We start from the raw sequence: 14423 nt of genomic DNA on the forward strand, positions 1-14423 counted from the left end.
GCGGCGGGCCGTGGCCGGCCGCGGGATGGTTGCCGGAGCGGCTCGCCCGAGCCGCTCGATACGTCGGGTTTCAGGTCTCGCTTGCAAAGCGCGAGACGACCCCCGCGTCCTGGAGGCGGGCGATGTCCGCGTCGTCGAAGCCCATTTCCTTCAGGATGTCCGTGCCGTGTTCGCCGAGTTGCGGCGCCGCGCCGGGCTTGACCTTCGGTTGTCCCGCGATTTGAATCGGATTGCTGACCGTGCGCGTGACGGGCTGGCCCGGCACTTCGAGCGGCACGACGATCCCGTTGATTTCAAGTTGGGGGTCGTGAATGATTTCCTCGGCAATCTGCACGACGCCGAAAATCACGCGTTCGGCCGTGAAGGCCTGTTTCCAGAACGCCAGCGGCTGGCTGGCGAAAAGCGGATCGAGAATTTCGACCAGCGCGGCCGCATGCGCGATGCGCTGCGCGTCGTCGGCGAAGCGCGGGTCGTCCAGAAGCTCGGGCATGTCGATCGCGCGGACAAAGCCCGCCCACTCCTTGCGCTGGGCCGCGACCAGCAGGAACCAGCGCCCGTCCGCCGTCTGGTACGGGTTGAGCAGCGCGTTGGGCGGATTTTTCCGGTCGTGCTGCGGGAAGAATTTGCCGCCGTTGAGGCCGCCTTCGACCCACGCCGCCGCGGCCCAGATGCCGTTGGCGATCAGGGAGGTCGTCACGTGGCTGCCTTTCCCGGTCGCCGTGCGCGCGTACAGCGCGGTGACGATCGCCGCGTAAAGCGTGGTTGCCGTCGCGTGGTCGCCGATCCCGGGGATCGGAAGCGTCGGCGGGCTGCCGGCATCGTGGGTGACCTCCATCAGGCCGGAACGCGCCCAGTAGGCCGTGACGTCGAAACCGGGCGTGTTGGCCTCCGGCCCCTCGGAGCCATAGCCGGTGATGTCGGCGTAGATCAGCCGCGGATTGAGGGGCGAGAGGGCCTCGTAGGTCACGCCCAGCGTCTCCCTCACGCGCGGCGGGAAATTGACGACCACGACGTCTGCCCATTTGACGAGGCGTGTCAGGACTTCTCGGGCGTCGCTTGCCTTCAGGTCGAGTGCGATGCTGCGCTTGTTCCGGTTCGTCAGTTGCCACGCGTAGTTCGTGCCGGCGACGGGGTTCGGCGGAATGCTCGAGAAGAAGCGATAGACGTCGCCGGTGCCCGGCGGCTCGATCTTGATCACGTCCGCGCCGAAGTCGGCCAGGATCGTCGTGGCCGCCGGCCCGGCGATGTAGCTCGCGAGATCGAGCACCTTGAGGCCTGAAAATACGTGTTGTCCGTCAATCATTGCAGTGTTCCGAATTCAAGGTTGGGGTTTCGCGCGACGCAGGCGGGCATTTTTTCGAACTGCGTGCGGGGACGGAGAGGCCGCCATCGATCAGCGCCCCACGAACTTCGGCGGGCGCTTCTCGAGGAAGGCGGTGGTTCCTTCCTTCTTGTCGTCGGTCGCGGCGCAGAGCGCGAAGAGCTTCCCTTCCAGCGCAAGGCCTTCCGGCAAGGCCGCGTTGAGCCCGAGGTTGACGGCATCCATTGCGTAGGCGACGGCGACGGGCCCGTTGGCGGCGATCTGAGCCAGAATGGCTTCGGCCCGGGCGATCAGGGCATCGGCTTCGACGACTTCGTTCACGAGGCCGATCCGATACGCCTCCTGCGCCGAAATCATCTCGCCGGTCAGGATGAGTTGCAGCGCGATGCCTTTGCCGACGAGACGCGGGAGCCGTTGCGTTCCGCCGAAGCCGGGGATGAGCCCGAGCCTGATTTCAGGTTGTCCGAACTTCGCGCCCGGGGTGGCCAGCCGGATCGTGCAGGCCAGCGCGGTTTCGCATCCGCCGCCCAGCGCGAGACCGTTCACGGCCGCGATGACGGGCTTGCCGAGGCGCTCGACGAGATCGAGCAGCGCCTGGCCCGCACGCGTGCGCTGTTCGGCCTCGATCGGCGTGGCGGTGGCCAGTTCGTTGATGTCGGCACCCGCGATGAACGCGCGATCGCCGGCGCCGGTGACGATGATCCCGCGAACCTGCGGGTCGTCCCGCGCATCTTCGAACGCCGCGCGCAGCTCCGCGATCGCCTTCTGGTTCAGTGCATTCATCACCTCGGGCCGGTTCAGCGTCAGATAGGCCGTCGCGTTTCTCTTTTCGTAGAGAAGGGTGTCGAAGCGGGGAGCGGAGGAATCGTGTGACATGGGATCGATTTTTCAGACAGGTGACGTGCGTCCGTTCAGGACAGGCCGCTGAAACAACACGGGCGTGCTTCGGCCGGTGGCGCCGGGCAAGATGCCGAGGGGGTGTCTCAAGCATCGAGAACCGGAACGTGCTCCACGACCGCGGCGAGAATCAGGAAATTCAAGTTGACCGGGTTCGAGTGCCGGACGCGAACCGGTCGATAGACAAGATCGCCGACTTCGATGGCGGCATTCGTCAGCGCGCAGATACCGGGGCGTCGCGCAATGGCGACCTTCCATATCTGATCCTCGTATCGACATGCGGTCGGGTCTTGCCACGAAACGCTGATCGTCGAGCGGCTCAGCCGTTCCAGGATCCTGACCGAGTGGACCGCCGGACACTTGCTTGCGCGCGCGCCACGTCCGGCGATCGAACCGGGCAAGCGGCCCCGGCCGGCACGTCGCCCGTCGCCGTCGAGCATGCCCACCATATGTGCCCATATCGGACAATTCGGCATACTGGTCCTCACCTGATACCTGATCGTCGTTGAAATCAGTTCAACTTAGCGGTACAGATTGCGACCCATCTTAAGGTGATGACGATCAGCAGCCTATGTCACAACACACAAAGCAATTAGCTCTTTTTCCAAAAGCAGGCGAGTTGGGTGGTCAAGCACACATTGCCGGGCCGGCAGCGCGGCGCCGAAAGCCGTGCGGCTGCCGCTACTTGTGCGAGCCGCGCAGCTTGATGGCCATGTCGAGCTTCGAGATCCAGCCGGCATCGTCCAGCCGCGCGCCGAGAATGTTCTCGATGCGCTCCAGCCGGTAGTTCAGCGTATTGGGGTGAATGCCGAGCACGCTTGCAGTTGCCTTGCGCCGCTGAAGCTGATCGAAGTAGGTGCGGAGGGTTTCGAGCAGATCCGGTTCACCGGCAAGCTGTTCCACCAGGGAGACCAGATAGCTCAGCACGCGCTGGGTGCCGCGGACGCTTTCTTCGAGGGCAATCTCGGAATAGAGGCGAACCTGCGCCTGGGCAGCCCCGCCACGGCCGAAACTGAGCGCCCGGCTCGCCTCGTCCGCGGACATGGCCCAGCCCGGCGCGCCTTCGCCCGGCAAGCCGACGCCGATCGCGCGGACTTCCGGCACGGCAGTCGCGACGGACGCGATCTGCGTGGCGACCTGGCGATCGCTCATGGCGATCAGATTGCCGAGCAGGATGGGGATCCATACGAGCAAACGTCCGCCGAACCAGATGTCGAAGATGTCGTCGACAGGCAATTTGAGGTGCCGGGCCGTCGCCGCGATGACTCGGTCGATTTCGGTCTTGAAGGTGGGGGAATTGCTGTCGATCGAATCGACGTCGATCGCCAGCGCGATGCGCGGAATGGCGCCGTTCAGGCGCAGCGCGGCGGCGGTTTTGGAGAATCCGTCGAGGTCCTCGGGGAAGTTGAAAATGATGCTGTGCAACTGGTAGCGCAGCGATTCCCGCCAGCGAGCCTGCTTGTATTGCTCTTCGAGGTAAGTCTGGGAAATGATCTGGGCCAGGGTGTCGAAAAACTCCATCAAGTAAGGCGACACCTGGAACAGGAGCTCGTCCCGCAGGTTGGCGTATTGCTCGTCGAGCTCGATATAGCAGCACCAGAGCGCGCGAGACCCGAGCCGGAACGCACGCAGCAGCGCTTCGAGGGGAACGCTCTGATAGACCCGCCGGCGGCCGTATTCCCGGAAGCTTTCGAACGCCGCTTCCGACGGCAGGCGGCCCGACAGCAGCGTGTCGAGCCAGAGCCGCGACGACAACGCGATCGAATGGCGGATATCCAGCCGGGTGGGCGAATCGAGATCGACATACGGCTTGACGTTCAGGACTGCCTTGCACACCCGGTCGATGACGCTCTCGTGATTCAGGACGACGCTTTCGGTCCACTCGCGCAAGGCCGGGGAGATTTCAGGGACTTTGTCTGTCATGTTTCCTTGCTCCTGGAGGCGGCCTGGCTCGTCCGGACAGGAATCCGGGGCGCCACGTCGTGCCGGTGGCGCCCGCCGCCGTGGTTCACGGGCCCGGCATCGCGCGCTGCCCGGGCGGCGCCGGATCGGATTCCCGCGCGTCGCCGCGATCGACCGGCGTCACGCCCAGCCCGGTCTGGACGGCCTCGAACCGCGTGCCGACCTTCAGTTTCTCGAAGATGTTCTTCAGGTGCCACTTGATGGTCTCGGGCGCCACGCGCAAGGCCCGGCCGATTTCCTTGTTCGACAGGCCCTGGGCGATATGGCCGAGGATCTCGATCTCTCGCGCGCTGAGCAGGTGCCGCGCGCCGCGCGCGTCGTCGCCGGTCGTCCGTTGCTGCGGGTCGAACGCGGCGAGCAGCCGGTCGACGAAGGCTCGCCGGCTTCCGGCGCGATCGGGCGTGTCGCGGGCCCATCTCGTCAACAGGCGCAGCGCCGGCTCGCCTTCGTCGACGAAGCTGCTGATCATGCCGTTCGATTGCGCGTAGCGCAGCGCGTCGTCCAGTGCCGCCAGCGCGGCTTCATGCGCGTTGGCCTGCTCGAGCGCCAGCGCGCGCAACAGCGAGGTGCGTGCCTCGAGGTATTGCATGCCGGTCCGGGCAAACGTGTTCCCCAGCGCGTCGAGCCGTTCGGCGGCCCGCCCGGCGTGGCCCGTTGCGATGTCGAGCCGCGCCTGCACCTCGCACCAGCTTGCCCATGTCTCGAGAAAACTGCCCATCGGCGCGGGGGGCGGCGCGGGCATCAGCGCTTCCAGCGCGTCGGCGGTGTCCCGTGCGCGGTCGAGCCACCCGCGTTGCAGGCACAGGCGCACGATATCGGCGTCGCAGGAGGCGCGCAGGCGTAGCCAGCCCCGCGACGCGGCCAGTTCCGCTCCCTGTTCCAGGCACAGCAACGCCGACGCGATATCGCCATGCCGCGCGTGCAGCCGGGCCGCGGTGCGGCAGTAGCTCGACAGCGACCCGAGCGGACACGCTTGCGCAGTGATGGCCGAGCGGTCGTTGACGAGCTGCCGCGCGCGGGCCAGATCGTTCTGCTCGTAACGGACCGCGGCCAGGTAGCCTGCCGGCACGGCCGCCGCGGCGGAGTGGCGGCACACGTTCGCTTCCGCGCGGGCGAGGGCCGACTCGAACAGCGCGGCCGCCTCCGACAGGCGGCCGTTGACCAGCACGTTCAGCCCGAACATGCATTCGCGGTAGACGCTTGCGTAGATGGGTTCGTGATCGTCGTCCGGCGCGATCGCTCTCTTGCGTCTGATCTGCTCGACCTCGTCGAAGCGGCCGTCGTAGGTCAGGCCGAAGATTTGCGCGGATTCCCCGATGCGCCGGGCCCACGCCGGCACGGGCAGCGGCGAAGCGGCCGCTTCGCGGCCGAGGTCGAGCGACCGGTAACTGTCGTCGCGAAAGCCGGACAGCGCGGCGGCCACCGCGATCGCCTCGATCCGCAACAGCGCGTTGCCGACGTGTGCGGCTCGCGTGCCATCGACGGGCGTGTGCGCGAGATCGGATGTCACCGACTGCAGCACGCTGCCCGCCTCCGGCGTATGCATCAGGAAGGCAAGCGCCAATGCATTGGCCAGCCGAAGCCGCAGGCGCGATTCCACCAGGTCGGGAGGCAGCTTGCCGATCAGGCTCAGCAGCATGCTGACGTCGCTGCGATCGATCAACGCCATCGCGCAGTGCTCGACCCAGGTCGCGGCCTGCTGCGCGTCGCCGGCAGCCAGCGCATGGCGCACGGCCTCCGGCCACTGGCGCTCGGCCGCGAGCCACTGGCTGGCGCGACGGTGCAGCTTCGGCAGCTCGTCGGCCAGTTGCCGGGCGGCTCGCCGCCTGAGCGCGTCGGACATCAGCGCGTGATAGCGGAACCATTGCCGCTCGTCGTCGAGCGCGCGGATGAACAGGTTATTGCGCTCCAGCCAGTCGAGCTTCTCCCAGCTGCGTGCGCCGGCGCCCATGACGGCATCGCACAGCCCGGGGCTCAGCCGCTCGAGGATCGACGTGCGCAGCAGGAATTGATAGACGGCGGGCGGCAGGCGGGCCAGCACCGCTTCGTCGAGATAGGCGTCGATGCCGTACCGGTTGCCGGCAAGATCGCGTGCGACCCTCGCGGCATCCGCCGCATCGTGCAGCGACAGCGACGCGAGCTGCAGGCCGGCGATCCATCCCTCCGTTGCATCGTGGAGCAGTTCGACGGCAGGGCGGTCGAGTATCGCGGTGCCCGCGCGCGCGAAGAATGCCTGCGCGTCGTCGGCGGAAAAGCGCAGGTCGGACTCGTCGATCCGCAGCAGCTGCCCGTGGGCCTGGAAGTGGGCGAGCGCCAGCTTGGGCTCGCTGCGCGCGCCGAGCAGGATATGAAAGTTGTCGGGCGCATAGCGCAGCAGGCGAGAGACCGCGGCCCGCACGGGCGTGGACGACAGGCGGTCGAAATCGTCGAGGACCAGAAACACCTGCTTGCCGCAGGCCGCGATTTCGTTGAGCAGCACGGACACGACGGTCCTGCCGGGCGTGAGCGGGTCCTTGCGCAGCAATCGTTCGGCGTGCTGCCCGACGCCGCCCGTGCCACGGCTCAGCGCGGCGACCAGGTACGCGCCGAACTGGTCGGGATCGTCGTCGTCGCTGTCCAGGCTCAGCCACGCGACGAGCTGGTGCCGGGTGCGCAGCACTTCGCACCATTCGGACAACATCGTCGTTTTCCCGAACCCCGCCGGCGCGATGATCAGCGTGACCGTATGTCCGGCCGCCGCCGCCAGCTTCTTCAGCAGCGGGCGCCGCGTCACGCGGCAGCGGGGCGGCCGGGGCGGCGCCATCTTGGTCTGGATGAGTGAGAGATCCCAGCGTTGCGCGTCGGGATCGGTCGGAAGGTTCATTGCGAGATATACCGGGAAGATGCCGCCCCATCATAATCCGCGCCGCCGTGCGGGCGATGAGGGTTTTCCCACGGGAGGGGGTGACCGGATTCCACCCCCCCGGCGCGCGCGGCCGACCCTCCCCGCCGGCCGGCCGCGCACCTGTCCGCCTGCCCGTAATCTTGCCCCGGGATCGCGTCCGTGGTCGTGACGCGCGCAGCGTCGTTCGACACCGCGCGGGCGGGCATCCCGAATCAAAAAACAACTATTCGATTGGAGATTGCGGATGAAATCGTCAACGTGCCCGCGAGCATGGGGTATTTTTGTGGCGGCATCGCTGGGTGCAGCGTCCGGGCTGGCTCACGCTCAGAGCAGCGTGACCTTGTATGGGGTGGTCGATGCGGCCGTGCTGTATACGAACAAGTCGCTGAACACGCACACCGGCGCGAATGGCGGCCACAAGTTCGCGATGATCGACGGCGCCGCGTCGGCATCGCGATTCGGCCTGAGAGGCGTCGAGGATCTCGGCGGCGGAATGAAGGCGACGTTCGTCCTCGAAAGCGGCATCGACGTGTCGAACGGCGGGTTCGCGAATTCGAACGGCAATATGTTCGGCCGTCAGGCATGGCTCGCATTGAGCGGCAATTTCGGGACGGTCAAGGCCGGCCTGCAATACTCGCCGTTCGTGCTCGCCCAGATCGCGACCGATCCGCGCGACATCGCCTATTTCGGCAGCGGCGCCGTCATCTATGTCGACAACGTGCTGGTGACGGGGCTGTTCAATCAGAATGCCGTGTCCTACACGAGCCCGGTGATCGCGGGGTTCCAGGGCAGCGCGATGTTCGGCTTCGGCGGCAAGGCCGGCGATTTCCAGTCGGGCCGGCAATATTCGGCAAGCCTGAAATACCAGATGGGCGGCCTGCTCGTCACGGCGGCGCTTTATAACGGCAACGCGGGCGGCGCGGCGGCGACGCCGATTCCAAGCACCGTGCCGTTCACGGGGCGAGCGATCGGCGCCGTGTACGATTTCGGCAACCTGACCGTCAAGGCCTCCTACGCGCTCTACAAGGTGGGCGGATCGTTCGACAACCGGGTGATTGGCGCCGGAGCCAGCTACCTGATCACGCCCGCGGTCAACGTCGATGCCGGCGCGTGGTTCACGAGCGACGGCAACGATACCCGCAACCACTCGCTGCTGACCGCGATCGGGTTGCGGTACTTCCTGTCGAAGGCAACGGCGCTCTACACGCAGGTCGGGCTCGTGCACAACTACGGGCGGATGAACACCGGGCTGTCGATCAACGGCGCGCTGCACGAGGGCCGCGGCACGGCCGTGGGCGCGGTGCTCGGCATGCGTCATTCGTTCTAGGCCCACGGCGGCACGCTGTGCGCCGCACCGGCGCGCAGCGTGCGCGGCCCCGCGATCGCGGCGGGCCGCATTGTGAATTTTCACAATCGCGTTGTCGGTTATTCCAGTGCTTTCGCCTTCTCCGCCCGCTTACCATCGGGGATCGAGTCGCGCAGGGCCTGTTACCGGCCCTCCGTTCTTCCGGCCGGGGCCGCGCTTGCGCCCGGCTGCCGCGGCAGGCAGGCGGCCATCCGCCCGAGCCCCGTTCCGCCGTACCCATTCAATCGTCGAGTCAACCTTGCGGCATTCGACCATGCGTCCATTGCCCGCCGCCGTGAGTCCTTTGCAGATGCGCTCATCCACCGCCCAGAAATTCGTCCCGCTCGCGGCCAGCCTGTTGCTTGGCGGCTGCGTGCCCGCGCCGTCGGTCGTCGTGTTCGGCGCCGCGTTTCCGGATTGGCTGTTCTGCATCGTCTTCGGCGTGCTGGGCACCGTCGTCGTCCATGTCGTGCTGGGCAAGCGCGGCAAGCGCGCGTGGCTGGCGCCGCTCGCGATCAGCTACCCGGCGTTCGCCGCGCTGCTCGCGATGGCCTTCTGGCTGCTCTTCTTCCCCCACTGATCACGCGTACCGTATATGTCCGACGCCTCCCGCGCCTCGCGCAAAAAGTCCCTTCCCGCGTTGCTCGTCGCCGCCGCCGCGCTGGTGCTGCTCGGTGTCGTGCTGTGGCGGATCGACCGTGCACCGAGCACCGACGACGCGTACGTGTACGCGGACACGATCAACGTGGTGCCGGAAGTCAACGGACGCATCGTCGAGATGCCGGTGCGCGACAACCAGCCGGTCAAGCAGGGCGATCTGCTGTTCCGGATCGATCCGCGGCCGTACCAGGATGCGCTGAATCAGGCGCGGGCGCGGCTCGAGACGCTCGATCGGCAGATCGCGCTCACGCAGCGTTCGGTCAATGCGCAGCAATACAACGCCGAATCCGTGAAGGCGGCGGTCGAGCGGTCCCGCGCGCAGGCGAACCAGGCAACCGATACGCTCCGCCGGATCGAGCCGCTGCTGGCGCATGGCTACACGTCGGCGGAAGACGTCGATCGGGCCCGCACCGCGCAACGGGCCGCGCAGGCGGAATTGAATGCGGCGACGCTGCAGGCGCAGCAGGCCAAGGCGGCCGTGAGCGGCGTGGACGCGCTGGTCGCGCAGCGCGCGGAAGTCAACGCGCAGATCGCGATCGCCGAATTGAACCTCGAGTTCACCGAGGTGCGCGCGCCGTTCGACGGGCGGGTCGCGGCATTGCGCACGACGGTGGGGCAGTTCGCTTCCGCGCTCAAGCCGGTGTTCACGTTGATCGATACGCGCCACTGGTATGTGATCGCGAATTTCCGCGAGACCGACCTGAAGGGCGTGCGCGCGGGGATACCGGCCACTGTCTACCTGACGAGCGACACCGGTAGGCGCTTCGAGGGCCGCGTCGATTCGATCAGCTACGGCGTGCTGCCCGACGACGGCGGCGTGGTGCTGGAGGGGTTGCCGCGGGTGCAGCGCAGCATCAACTGGGTGCATGTGTCACAGCGCTTCCCGGTCAAGATCGCGGTGGCGAACCCGGACCCGGCGAGCTTCCGGATCGGCACGTCGGCGGTCGCCACGCTGCGCCGCGATGGCCACCCGCACGATGCATCCCGTTGAGCGGCACATGAGCGCCGCACATGCCCTGCCGGGCGGCCTGCAACGTTTCGCCCGCTTCGTGGGCGGCGAAATCCGCCCGTATCCGGGGCGCATGAACGTGACGCTGCGCTGCGTGCTGACCAGCGCGCTCGTCATCGTCACGTCGATGGCGCTGCAGGTGCCGCTGCTCGCGCTGTCGCTGATCGTCGTGTTCTACGTCACGCAGGCCAACGTCGTCGTGACGCGCATGATCGGCGTGCTGTTCGTCGTCGGTTCGACGCTGGCGATCGTCAGCGCGATCCTGGTGCTGAAGCTGACCTACGACTATCCGCTGCTGCGGATCCTGCTGGCCAGCGCGCTGTTCTTCGGCAGCGTCTACCTGATGCGCGTGACCAAGGTCGGCGTCGTGTTCTTCATCGTCGGCCTGATCGTCATCTACGTGCAGACCTTCGTCGACCGGACGGATCAGGCCGAACTGCTGGTGCGCATGGTGTTGTGGGTATGGGTCGCGGTCAACTATGCGATCGCGCTGACGCTCGTGATCAATACGCTGCTGCTGCCCGCCGAGCCGGTGCGCCAGCTCGAAGCCGCGATGCGCGCGCAACTGGACGCGATCGACGTGACGCTGGCCGGCCTCGAACACGGCACGCCGGCAGCCGGCGTGCCGGGGGCGCGTGCGATCCAGCTTGCCGCGTTGACGCTGCAGAAGCTGCTGCGTTTCGCCACGATGCGCGACGCGGCGTATCGCAAGGGCCAGGCGCTGCATCTGGCGCGCGCGGCAACGGTGTCGCGCCTGTACGCCGCCGCCGGCCACCTGCCGGCCTCCACGGCCGGCTTGCCGGCGAACGCGCTGCCCGCGCTGCGCGACGCATGCCGGGGCCTCGGCGATGCGATCGGAGCGGGCACGCGCTATGTCGCGCCCGCGGCATTGGCCGCGCTGCCGGCCGACGGGTTGCCCGGCGCGCTGGCGGAGATGCGCGACGCGCTGCTGGCGTTCGCGGATCGATCCGCGGCGGCGCCGGATGCCGAATCGCCGGCCGAAAAGGGGCGCCTGCTGGTGCCCGATGCGCTCGTCAATCCGGTCTATGCGCAGTTCGCGCTGAAGACGCTGATGGCGGCCCTGTTCAGCTACGTCTTCTATATCGCCACCGATTGGCAAGGTATCCATACGATGATGCTGAGCTGCCTGATCGTCGCGCAGCCGAGCCTCGGCGCGACCGCCCAGCGCGCCGCGCTGCGGATCGGCGGCGCGGTGGTGGGCAGCGCCCTGGCGCTCGCGATGGTCGTGTGGGTCGTGCCGCATCTCGACGGCATCGTCGGCCTGTTGATGATGGCCTTGCCCGTCATTGCGCTGGGCGCGTGGGTGGCGGCAGGCTCCGAGCGCATCAGCTACGCGGGCATCCAGATCATGTTCACGTTTGCGCTGGCGTTGCTGGAGGAATTCGGTCCGGTCACCGACCTGACCGAAATCCGTGACCGGATGGTCGGCATCCTGCTCGGCGTCGCGGTGTCGGCGGCCGTCCACGCGTTCCTGTGGCCCGAGGCCGAGGGCGAAGCGCTGCGTCAGCGCGCGGCGACGCTGCTGCGCCGGATCGCCGCGCACCTGCGTCCGGGCGCAGCGGGTCCGGTGCCCATCGCGCTGTGGGGCGAGCTGGCCGATTGCGACGCGATGGCCGCGCGCGTGGCGCTGGAACCGGGCTGGCAGATGGCCGAAGGGCAGCACGAAGGCTTGACCCTGCGCATGCAGACGCTGCTGGCCCACGTCAGGGAAATCCTGCTGGCCGCCGACGCGTTCGGCGCGGAACGGCGCTCGCTGCGCTTGACGGAGCGGACCGAGGCGGCCGCGAGCGCATTTGAACAGGCGCTGGCCGCTGCGCTGGACAGCTACGCACACGGGCTGGCCGACCATCCGTTGACGGTCGACGCGCCGCCCCGCATCGCATTGGACGCGCTGTCGGCCTGCTGCGCGGCCGATCTGTCGGCGCAGCCGGCCGATGCCGAGCGCGCCGCCCATGCGCGCCTGTTGACCCGGGCCGGGAACCTGGCCGGCCAGATTTCGATCCTGCCCGCCTGGGCCGAGGACGCCGTCAGCCCCGCACTTTCCTCGCGAGCTTCGCAAGCATGACCGTTTCGCCGATTCGATCCTTTTCTTCATCGCTGCGCCGTGTCGCGGCCGCGGCACTGCTGTGCGGCCTGTCCGCGTGCGCATTGATCCGCCACGACACCCAGCCGGCCGCGGCGCTCGATCCCGAGCGCATTCGCATTGCCGACGACATCCATCTGGCGCACGGCGACTGGCCGTCGGCCCGCTGGTGGACCCGCTATGCCGATCCGCAGCTCGACGCGCTGATCGAGCGCGCGCTCGGCGACGCGCCGACGATGGCGATCGCCCGCACGCGTGTCGCCCAGGCCCGGGCCAACGTCGATCTCGTGAAGGCCGGCACGAACCTGCAGGTGTCCGCGCTCGGCTCGGTGGACCGCGAGCGCGTGTCGGGCAACGGCTTCCTGGGCGCCTATTCCGGCAACGAGCCGATGATCGGCGCGACCGGGCCCTGGTATACGGAAGGCATCGTCGGCCTCGGCGCGAGTCTCGATGTCGACATCTGGGGCAAGGAACGTGCGCAGGTGGCCGCCGCGCTGGGGGTGCGCAATGCGCGCGCGGTCGAGCTGTCGGCCGTCGAACTGGAACTCGCCGCGGATGTCGCGCAGCTTTATTACGGCATCCAGACGACCTATCGAATCGCCGATCTGCTGGAGCAACTGCACGCGATCGCGACCATCTCGGTCGATGCGCATGCCGCGCGTGCGGCGCGCGGCCTCGAGCCGCGGACGCCGACCGAAACGGCGCGCGCGCAACAGCTGACGACGCAGCGGCAGTTGGCGGCCGCGCGAGCACGCATCACGCAGTTGCGCGAATCGTTGCGGGCGCTGGTCGGCGCGCGCGCCGACGAACTGGGCGACCTCCGGCCCGTGCCGCTGCCGTCGCCGCCGCTTGCGCTGCCCACGACGCTCTCGTACGAATTCCTGGCGAGACGGCCGGATCTGCAGGCGCTGCGCTGGTATGTCGAAGCGTCGTTCGACAGGATCGATGCGGCCAAGGCCGCGTTCTATCCGAGCTTCGACATCAAGGCGTTCTTCGGCGTCAACGCGCTGCATCTGGCCGATCTGTTCACGCATGCGAGCCAGCAGATCAACCTGGTTCCCGGCCTGACCCTGCCGATTTTCGACGGCGGCCGGCTCAACGCGAATCTCGGCGGCGCGCGCGCGGCAAGCGACCTGCTGATCCTGCAGTACAACCAGGCGGTGCTGAACGCGGTGCGCGACGTGGCGATGACGGGCAGCCAGCTGCAGGATCTCGACGTCGAGGCGAAGCTGCAGACGGAGAAGATCGAGGCGGTGCAGTTCGCGCAGGACAGCGTCGACGCCCACTACCGAACCGGGCTGGCGAGCCGGCTCGCCGCCGTGGAGGCGAAGCAGGCGGTGCTCGTCGAACGCATGGTGCTGGCCGAGCTCGACGGACGGCGGATCGGCCAGGACATCGCGCTGACGAAGGCGCTGGGCGGCGGTTATCGGGCGCAAGCGCCGGTCACGCCGAAGGCCCGGTAGTGCGGAACATGGCCGACAGGTTTTCTCCACCGGATCGCCGCGACGTATCGCGCGAGCTTGACGCGGTTCGCTCGATATTGGGCGTCCACGCGTCGATCAAGCGGCTGTTCGAGCAGGCAACGTTGACCGCGCTGGGGATGCCGTTCTCCCAGGGCAGGGCGCTCGTCCATCTCGCGCGTGGCGAGGCGGTGTCATGCCAGGCGCTCGCCCGCTCGCTCGGGTGCGGCGCGGGCCGCATGTCGCGGCTGGTGGATGACCTCGAGAAGCGGGCATGGGTCGTGCGCCGACGCCATGGCGACGATCGCCGCACGCTCGATCTCGCGCTGACGCCGGCCGGCCTGGCGCTCGCGGAGCGCATCCCGGCGGTGCTGGCGGAGGTCAGGCGGGGCGTGCTGAATCGATTGTCGGCGCAGGAGCGGGCGGTGCTCAAACGATTCCTCGAACGGATGCTCGGGGAGATCGACGGACAGCCCGGCTGACCCGGCAGGCCGCGAACTTCCCGAAACACCCGGATCGCTATACCTCCCATGTCGAAACCCGCTCTGATCGCCTGTCACGAATGCGACGCACTGCTGCACAAGCTGGGCCTTGGCGGCCGTGACGTCGCGCACTGCCCGCGCTGCGACGCGGTGCTCTACCGCAGCAGCTCGGCGCAGCTCGACCGGATCTGCGCCCTCACGCTCGCGGCGCTGATCACGTTCATGATCGCGCAGGCGTTCCCGATCCTCGAGATGGACGTGAACGGCAACCGCGTGCAGACCACGCTGTTCGGCGCGAT

General features: G+C 67.9%; 12 protein-coding genes. 7 read left to right on the top strand and 5 right to left on the bottom strand.

Annotation, left to right across the window (positions count from 1 at the left end):
* Window positions 1-70 precede the first annotated feature (70 nt).
* From HWY45_RS09110 to HWY45_RS09130, 5 genes are all read right to left on the bottom strand, one after another.
* Complete coding sequence (locus HWY45_RS09110; protein ID WP_059882430.1) at window positions 71-1303, bottom strand: CaiB/BaiF CoA transferase family protein; 1233 nt, start codon at window positions 1301-1303, stop codon at window positions 71-73.
* Window positions 1304-1393: 90 nt separating this feature from the next.
* Window positions 1394-2197 (bottom strand): enoyl-CoA hydratase/isomerase family protein, encoded by an 804-nt coding sequence (locus HWY45_RS09115; protein ID WP_059882429.1) that lies wholly within the window; start codon window positions 2195-2197, stop codon window positions 1394-1396.
* Window positions 2198-2304: 107 nt separating this feature from the next.
* Window positions 2305-2667: a DUF3331 domain-containing protein gene (locus HWY45_RS09120; protein ID WP_059810876.1), complete on the bottom strand. Its 363-nt coding sequence runs from the start codon at window positions 2665-2667 to the stop codon at window positions 2305-2307.
* A 232-nt stretch (window positions 2668-2899) separates the two neighbouring features.
* On the bottom strand, window positions 2900-4141 hold the full coding sequence (locus HWY45_RS09125) for a PucR family transcriptional regulator (RefSeq protein ID WP_059882427.1): 1242 nt from the start codon (window positions 4139-4141) through the stop codon (window positions 2900-2902).
* 85 nt (window positions 4142-4226) lie between these two features.
* Window positions 4227-7043, bottom strand: a complete 2817-nt coding sequence (locus HWY45_RS09130) for a winged helix-turn-helix domain-containing protein (RefSeq protein WP_059882425.1) — start codon at window positions 7041-7043, stop codon at window positions 4227-4229.
* Between the two features lie 265 nt (window positions 7044-7308).
* Between HWY45_RS09130 and HWY45_RS09135 the strand changes: the two genes are divergently transcribed.
* The 7 genes from HWY45_RS09135 to HWY45_RS09165 form a co-directional block, all read left to right on the top strand.
* Window positions 7309-8391 (top strand): porin, encoded by a 1083-nt coding sequence (locus HWY45_RS09135; RefSeq protein WP_059882423.1) that lies wholly within the window; start codon window positions 7309-7311, stop codon window positions 8389-8391.
* Between the two features lie 277 nt (window positions 8392-8668).
* Entirely contained in the window at window positions 8669-8989 is a 321-nt protein-coding gene (locus HWY45_RS09140; RefSeq protein ID WP_230946984.1) for a YtcA family lipoprotein, read from the top strand.
* Between the two features lie 15 nt (window positions 8990-9004).
* The gene (mdtN, locus tag HWY45_RS09145; RefSeq protein ID WP_059882421.1) at window positions 9005-10060 is read left to right on the top strand and encodes a multidrug transporter subunit MdtN; all 1056 of its coding nucleotides are present in this window, start codon (window positions 9005-9007) and stop codon (window positions 10058-10060) included.
* 7 nt (window positions 10061-10067) lie between these two features.
* Window positions 10068-12164 carry an FUSC family protein gene (locus HWY45_RS09150; RefSeq protein WP_059882420.1) on the top strand — a complete coding sequence of 699 codons (2097 nt, stop codon included), beginning with the start codon at window positions 10068-10070 and terminating at the stop codon, window positions 12162-12164.
* Window positions 12161-13645, top strand: coding sequence for an MdtP family multidrug efflux transporter outer membrane subunit (locus HWY45_RS09155; RefSeq protein WP_059882418.1), 1485 nt, complete (start codon window positions 12161-12163; stop codon window positions 13643-13645). The genes HWY45_RS09150 and HWY45_RS09155 overlap by 4 nt, the downstream gene beginning before the upstream one ends.
* An 8-nt stretch (window positions 13646-13653) precedes the next feature.
* Complete coding sequence (locus tag HWY45_RS09160) at window positions 13654-14124, top strand: MarR family winged helix-turn-helix transcriptional regulator (RefSeq protein ID WP_059882535.1); 471 nt, start codon at window positions 13654-13656, stop codon at window positions 14122-14124.
* Window positions 14125-14172: 48 nt separating this feature from the next.
* A partial coding sequence (locus tag HWY45_RS09165; RefSeq protein WP_176118358.1) for a paraquat-inducible protein A occupies window positions 14173-14423 on the top strand: 251 nt, incomplete at its 3' end.

It is taken from the genome of Burkholderia stagnalis, assembly GCF_902830275.1.
Classification (GTDB): Bacteria; Pseudomonadota; Gammaproteobacteria; order Burkholderiales; family Burkholderiaceae; genus Burkholderia; species Burkholderia stagnalis.

Bases quoted from the DNA above. Each gene is read 5' to 3' on its own strand.
- HWY45_RS09120 (WP_059810876.1), bottom strand. From the start codon at position 2,667: ATGGTGGGCATGCTCGACGGCGACGGGCGACGTGCCGGCCGGGGCCGC.
- HWY45_RS09125 (WP_059882427.1), bottom strand. From the start codon at position 4,141: ATGACAGACAAAGTCCCTGAAATCTCCCCGGCCTTGCGCGAGTGGACC.
- HWY45_RS09115 (WP_059882429.1), bottom strand. From the start codon at position 2,197: ATGTCACACGATTCCTCCGCTCCCCGCTTCGACACCCTTCTCTACGAA.
- HWY45_RS09155 (WP_059882418.1), top strand. From the start codon at position 12,161: ATGACCGTTTCGCCGATTCGATCCTTTTCTTCATCGCTGCGCCGTGTC.
- HWY45_RS09135 (WP_059882423.1), top strand. From the start codon at position 7,309: ATGAAATCGTCAACGTGCCCGCGAGCATGGGGTATTTTTGTGGCGGCA.
- mdtN (WP_059882421.1), top strand. From the start codon at position 9,005: ATGTCCGACGCCTCCCGCGCCTCGCGCAAAAAGTCCCTTCCCGCGTTG.
- HWY45_RS09130 (WP_059882425.1), bottom strand. From the start codon at position 7,043: ATGAACCTTCCGACCGATCCCGACGCGCAACGCTGGGATCTCTCACTC.
- HWY45_RS09150 (WP_059882420.1), top strand. From the start codon at position 10,068: ATGAGCGCCGCACATGCCCTGCCGGGCGGCCTGCAACGTTTCGCCCGC.
- HWY45_RS09110 (WP_059882430.1), bottom strand. From the start codon at position 1,303: ATGATTGACGGACAACACGTATTTTCAGGCCTCAAGGTGCTCGATCTC.
- HWY45_RS09160 (WP_059882535.1), top strand. From the start codon at position 13,654: ATGGCCGACAGGTTTTCTCCACCGGATCGCCGCGACGTATCGCGCGAG.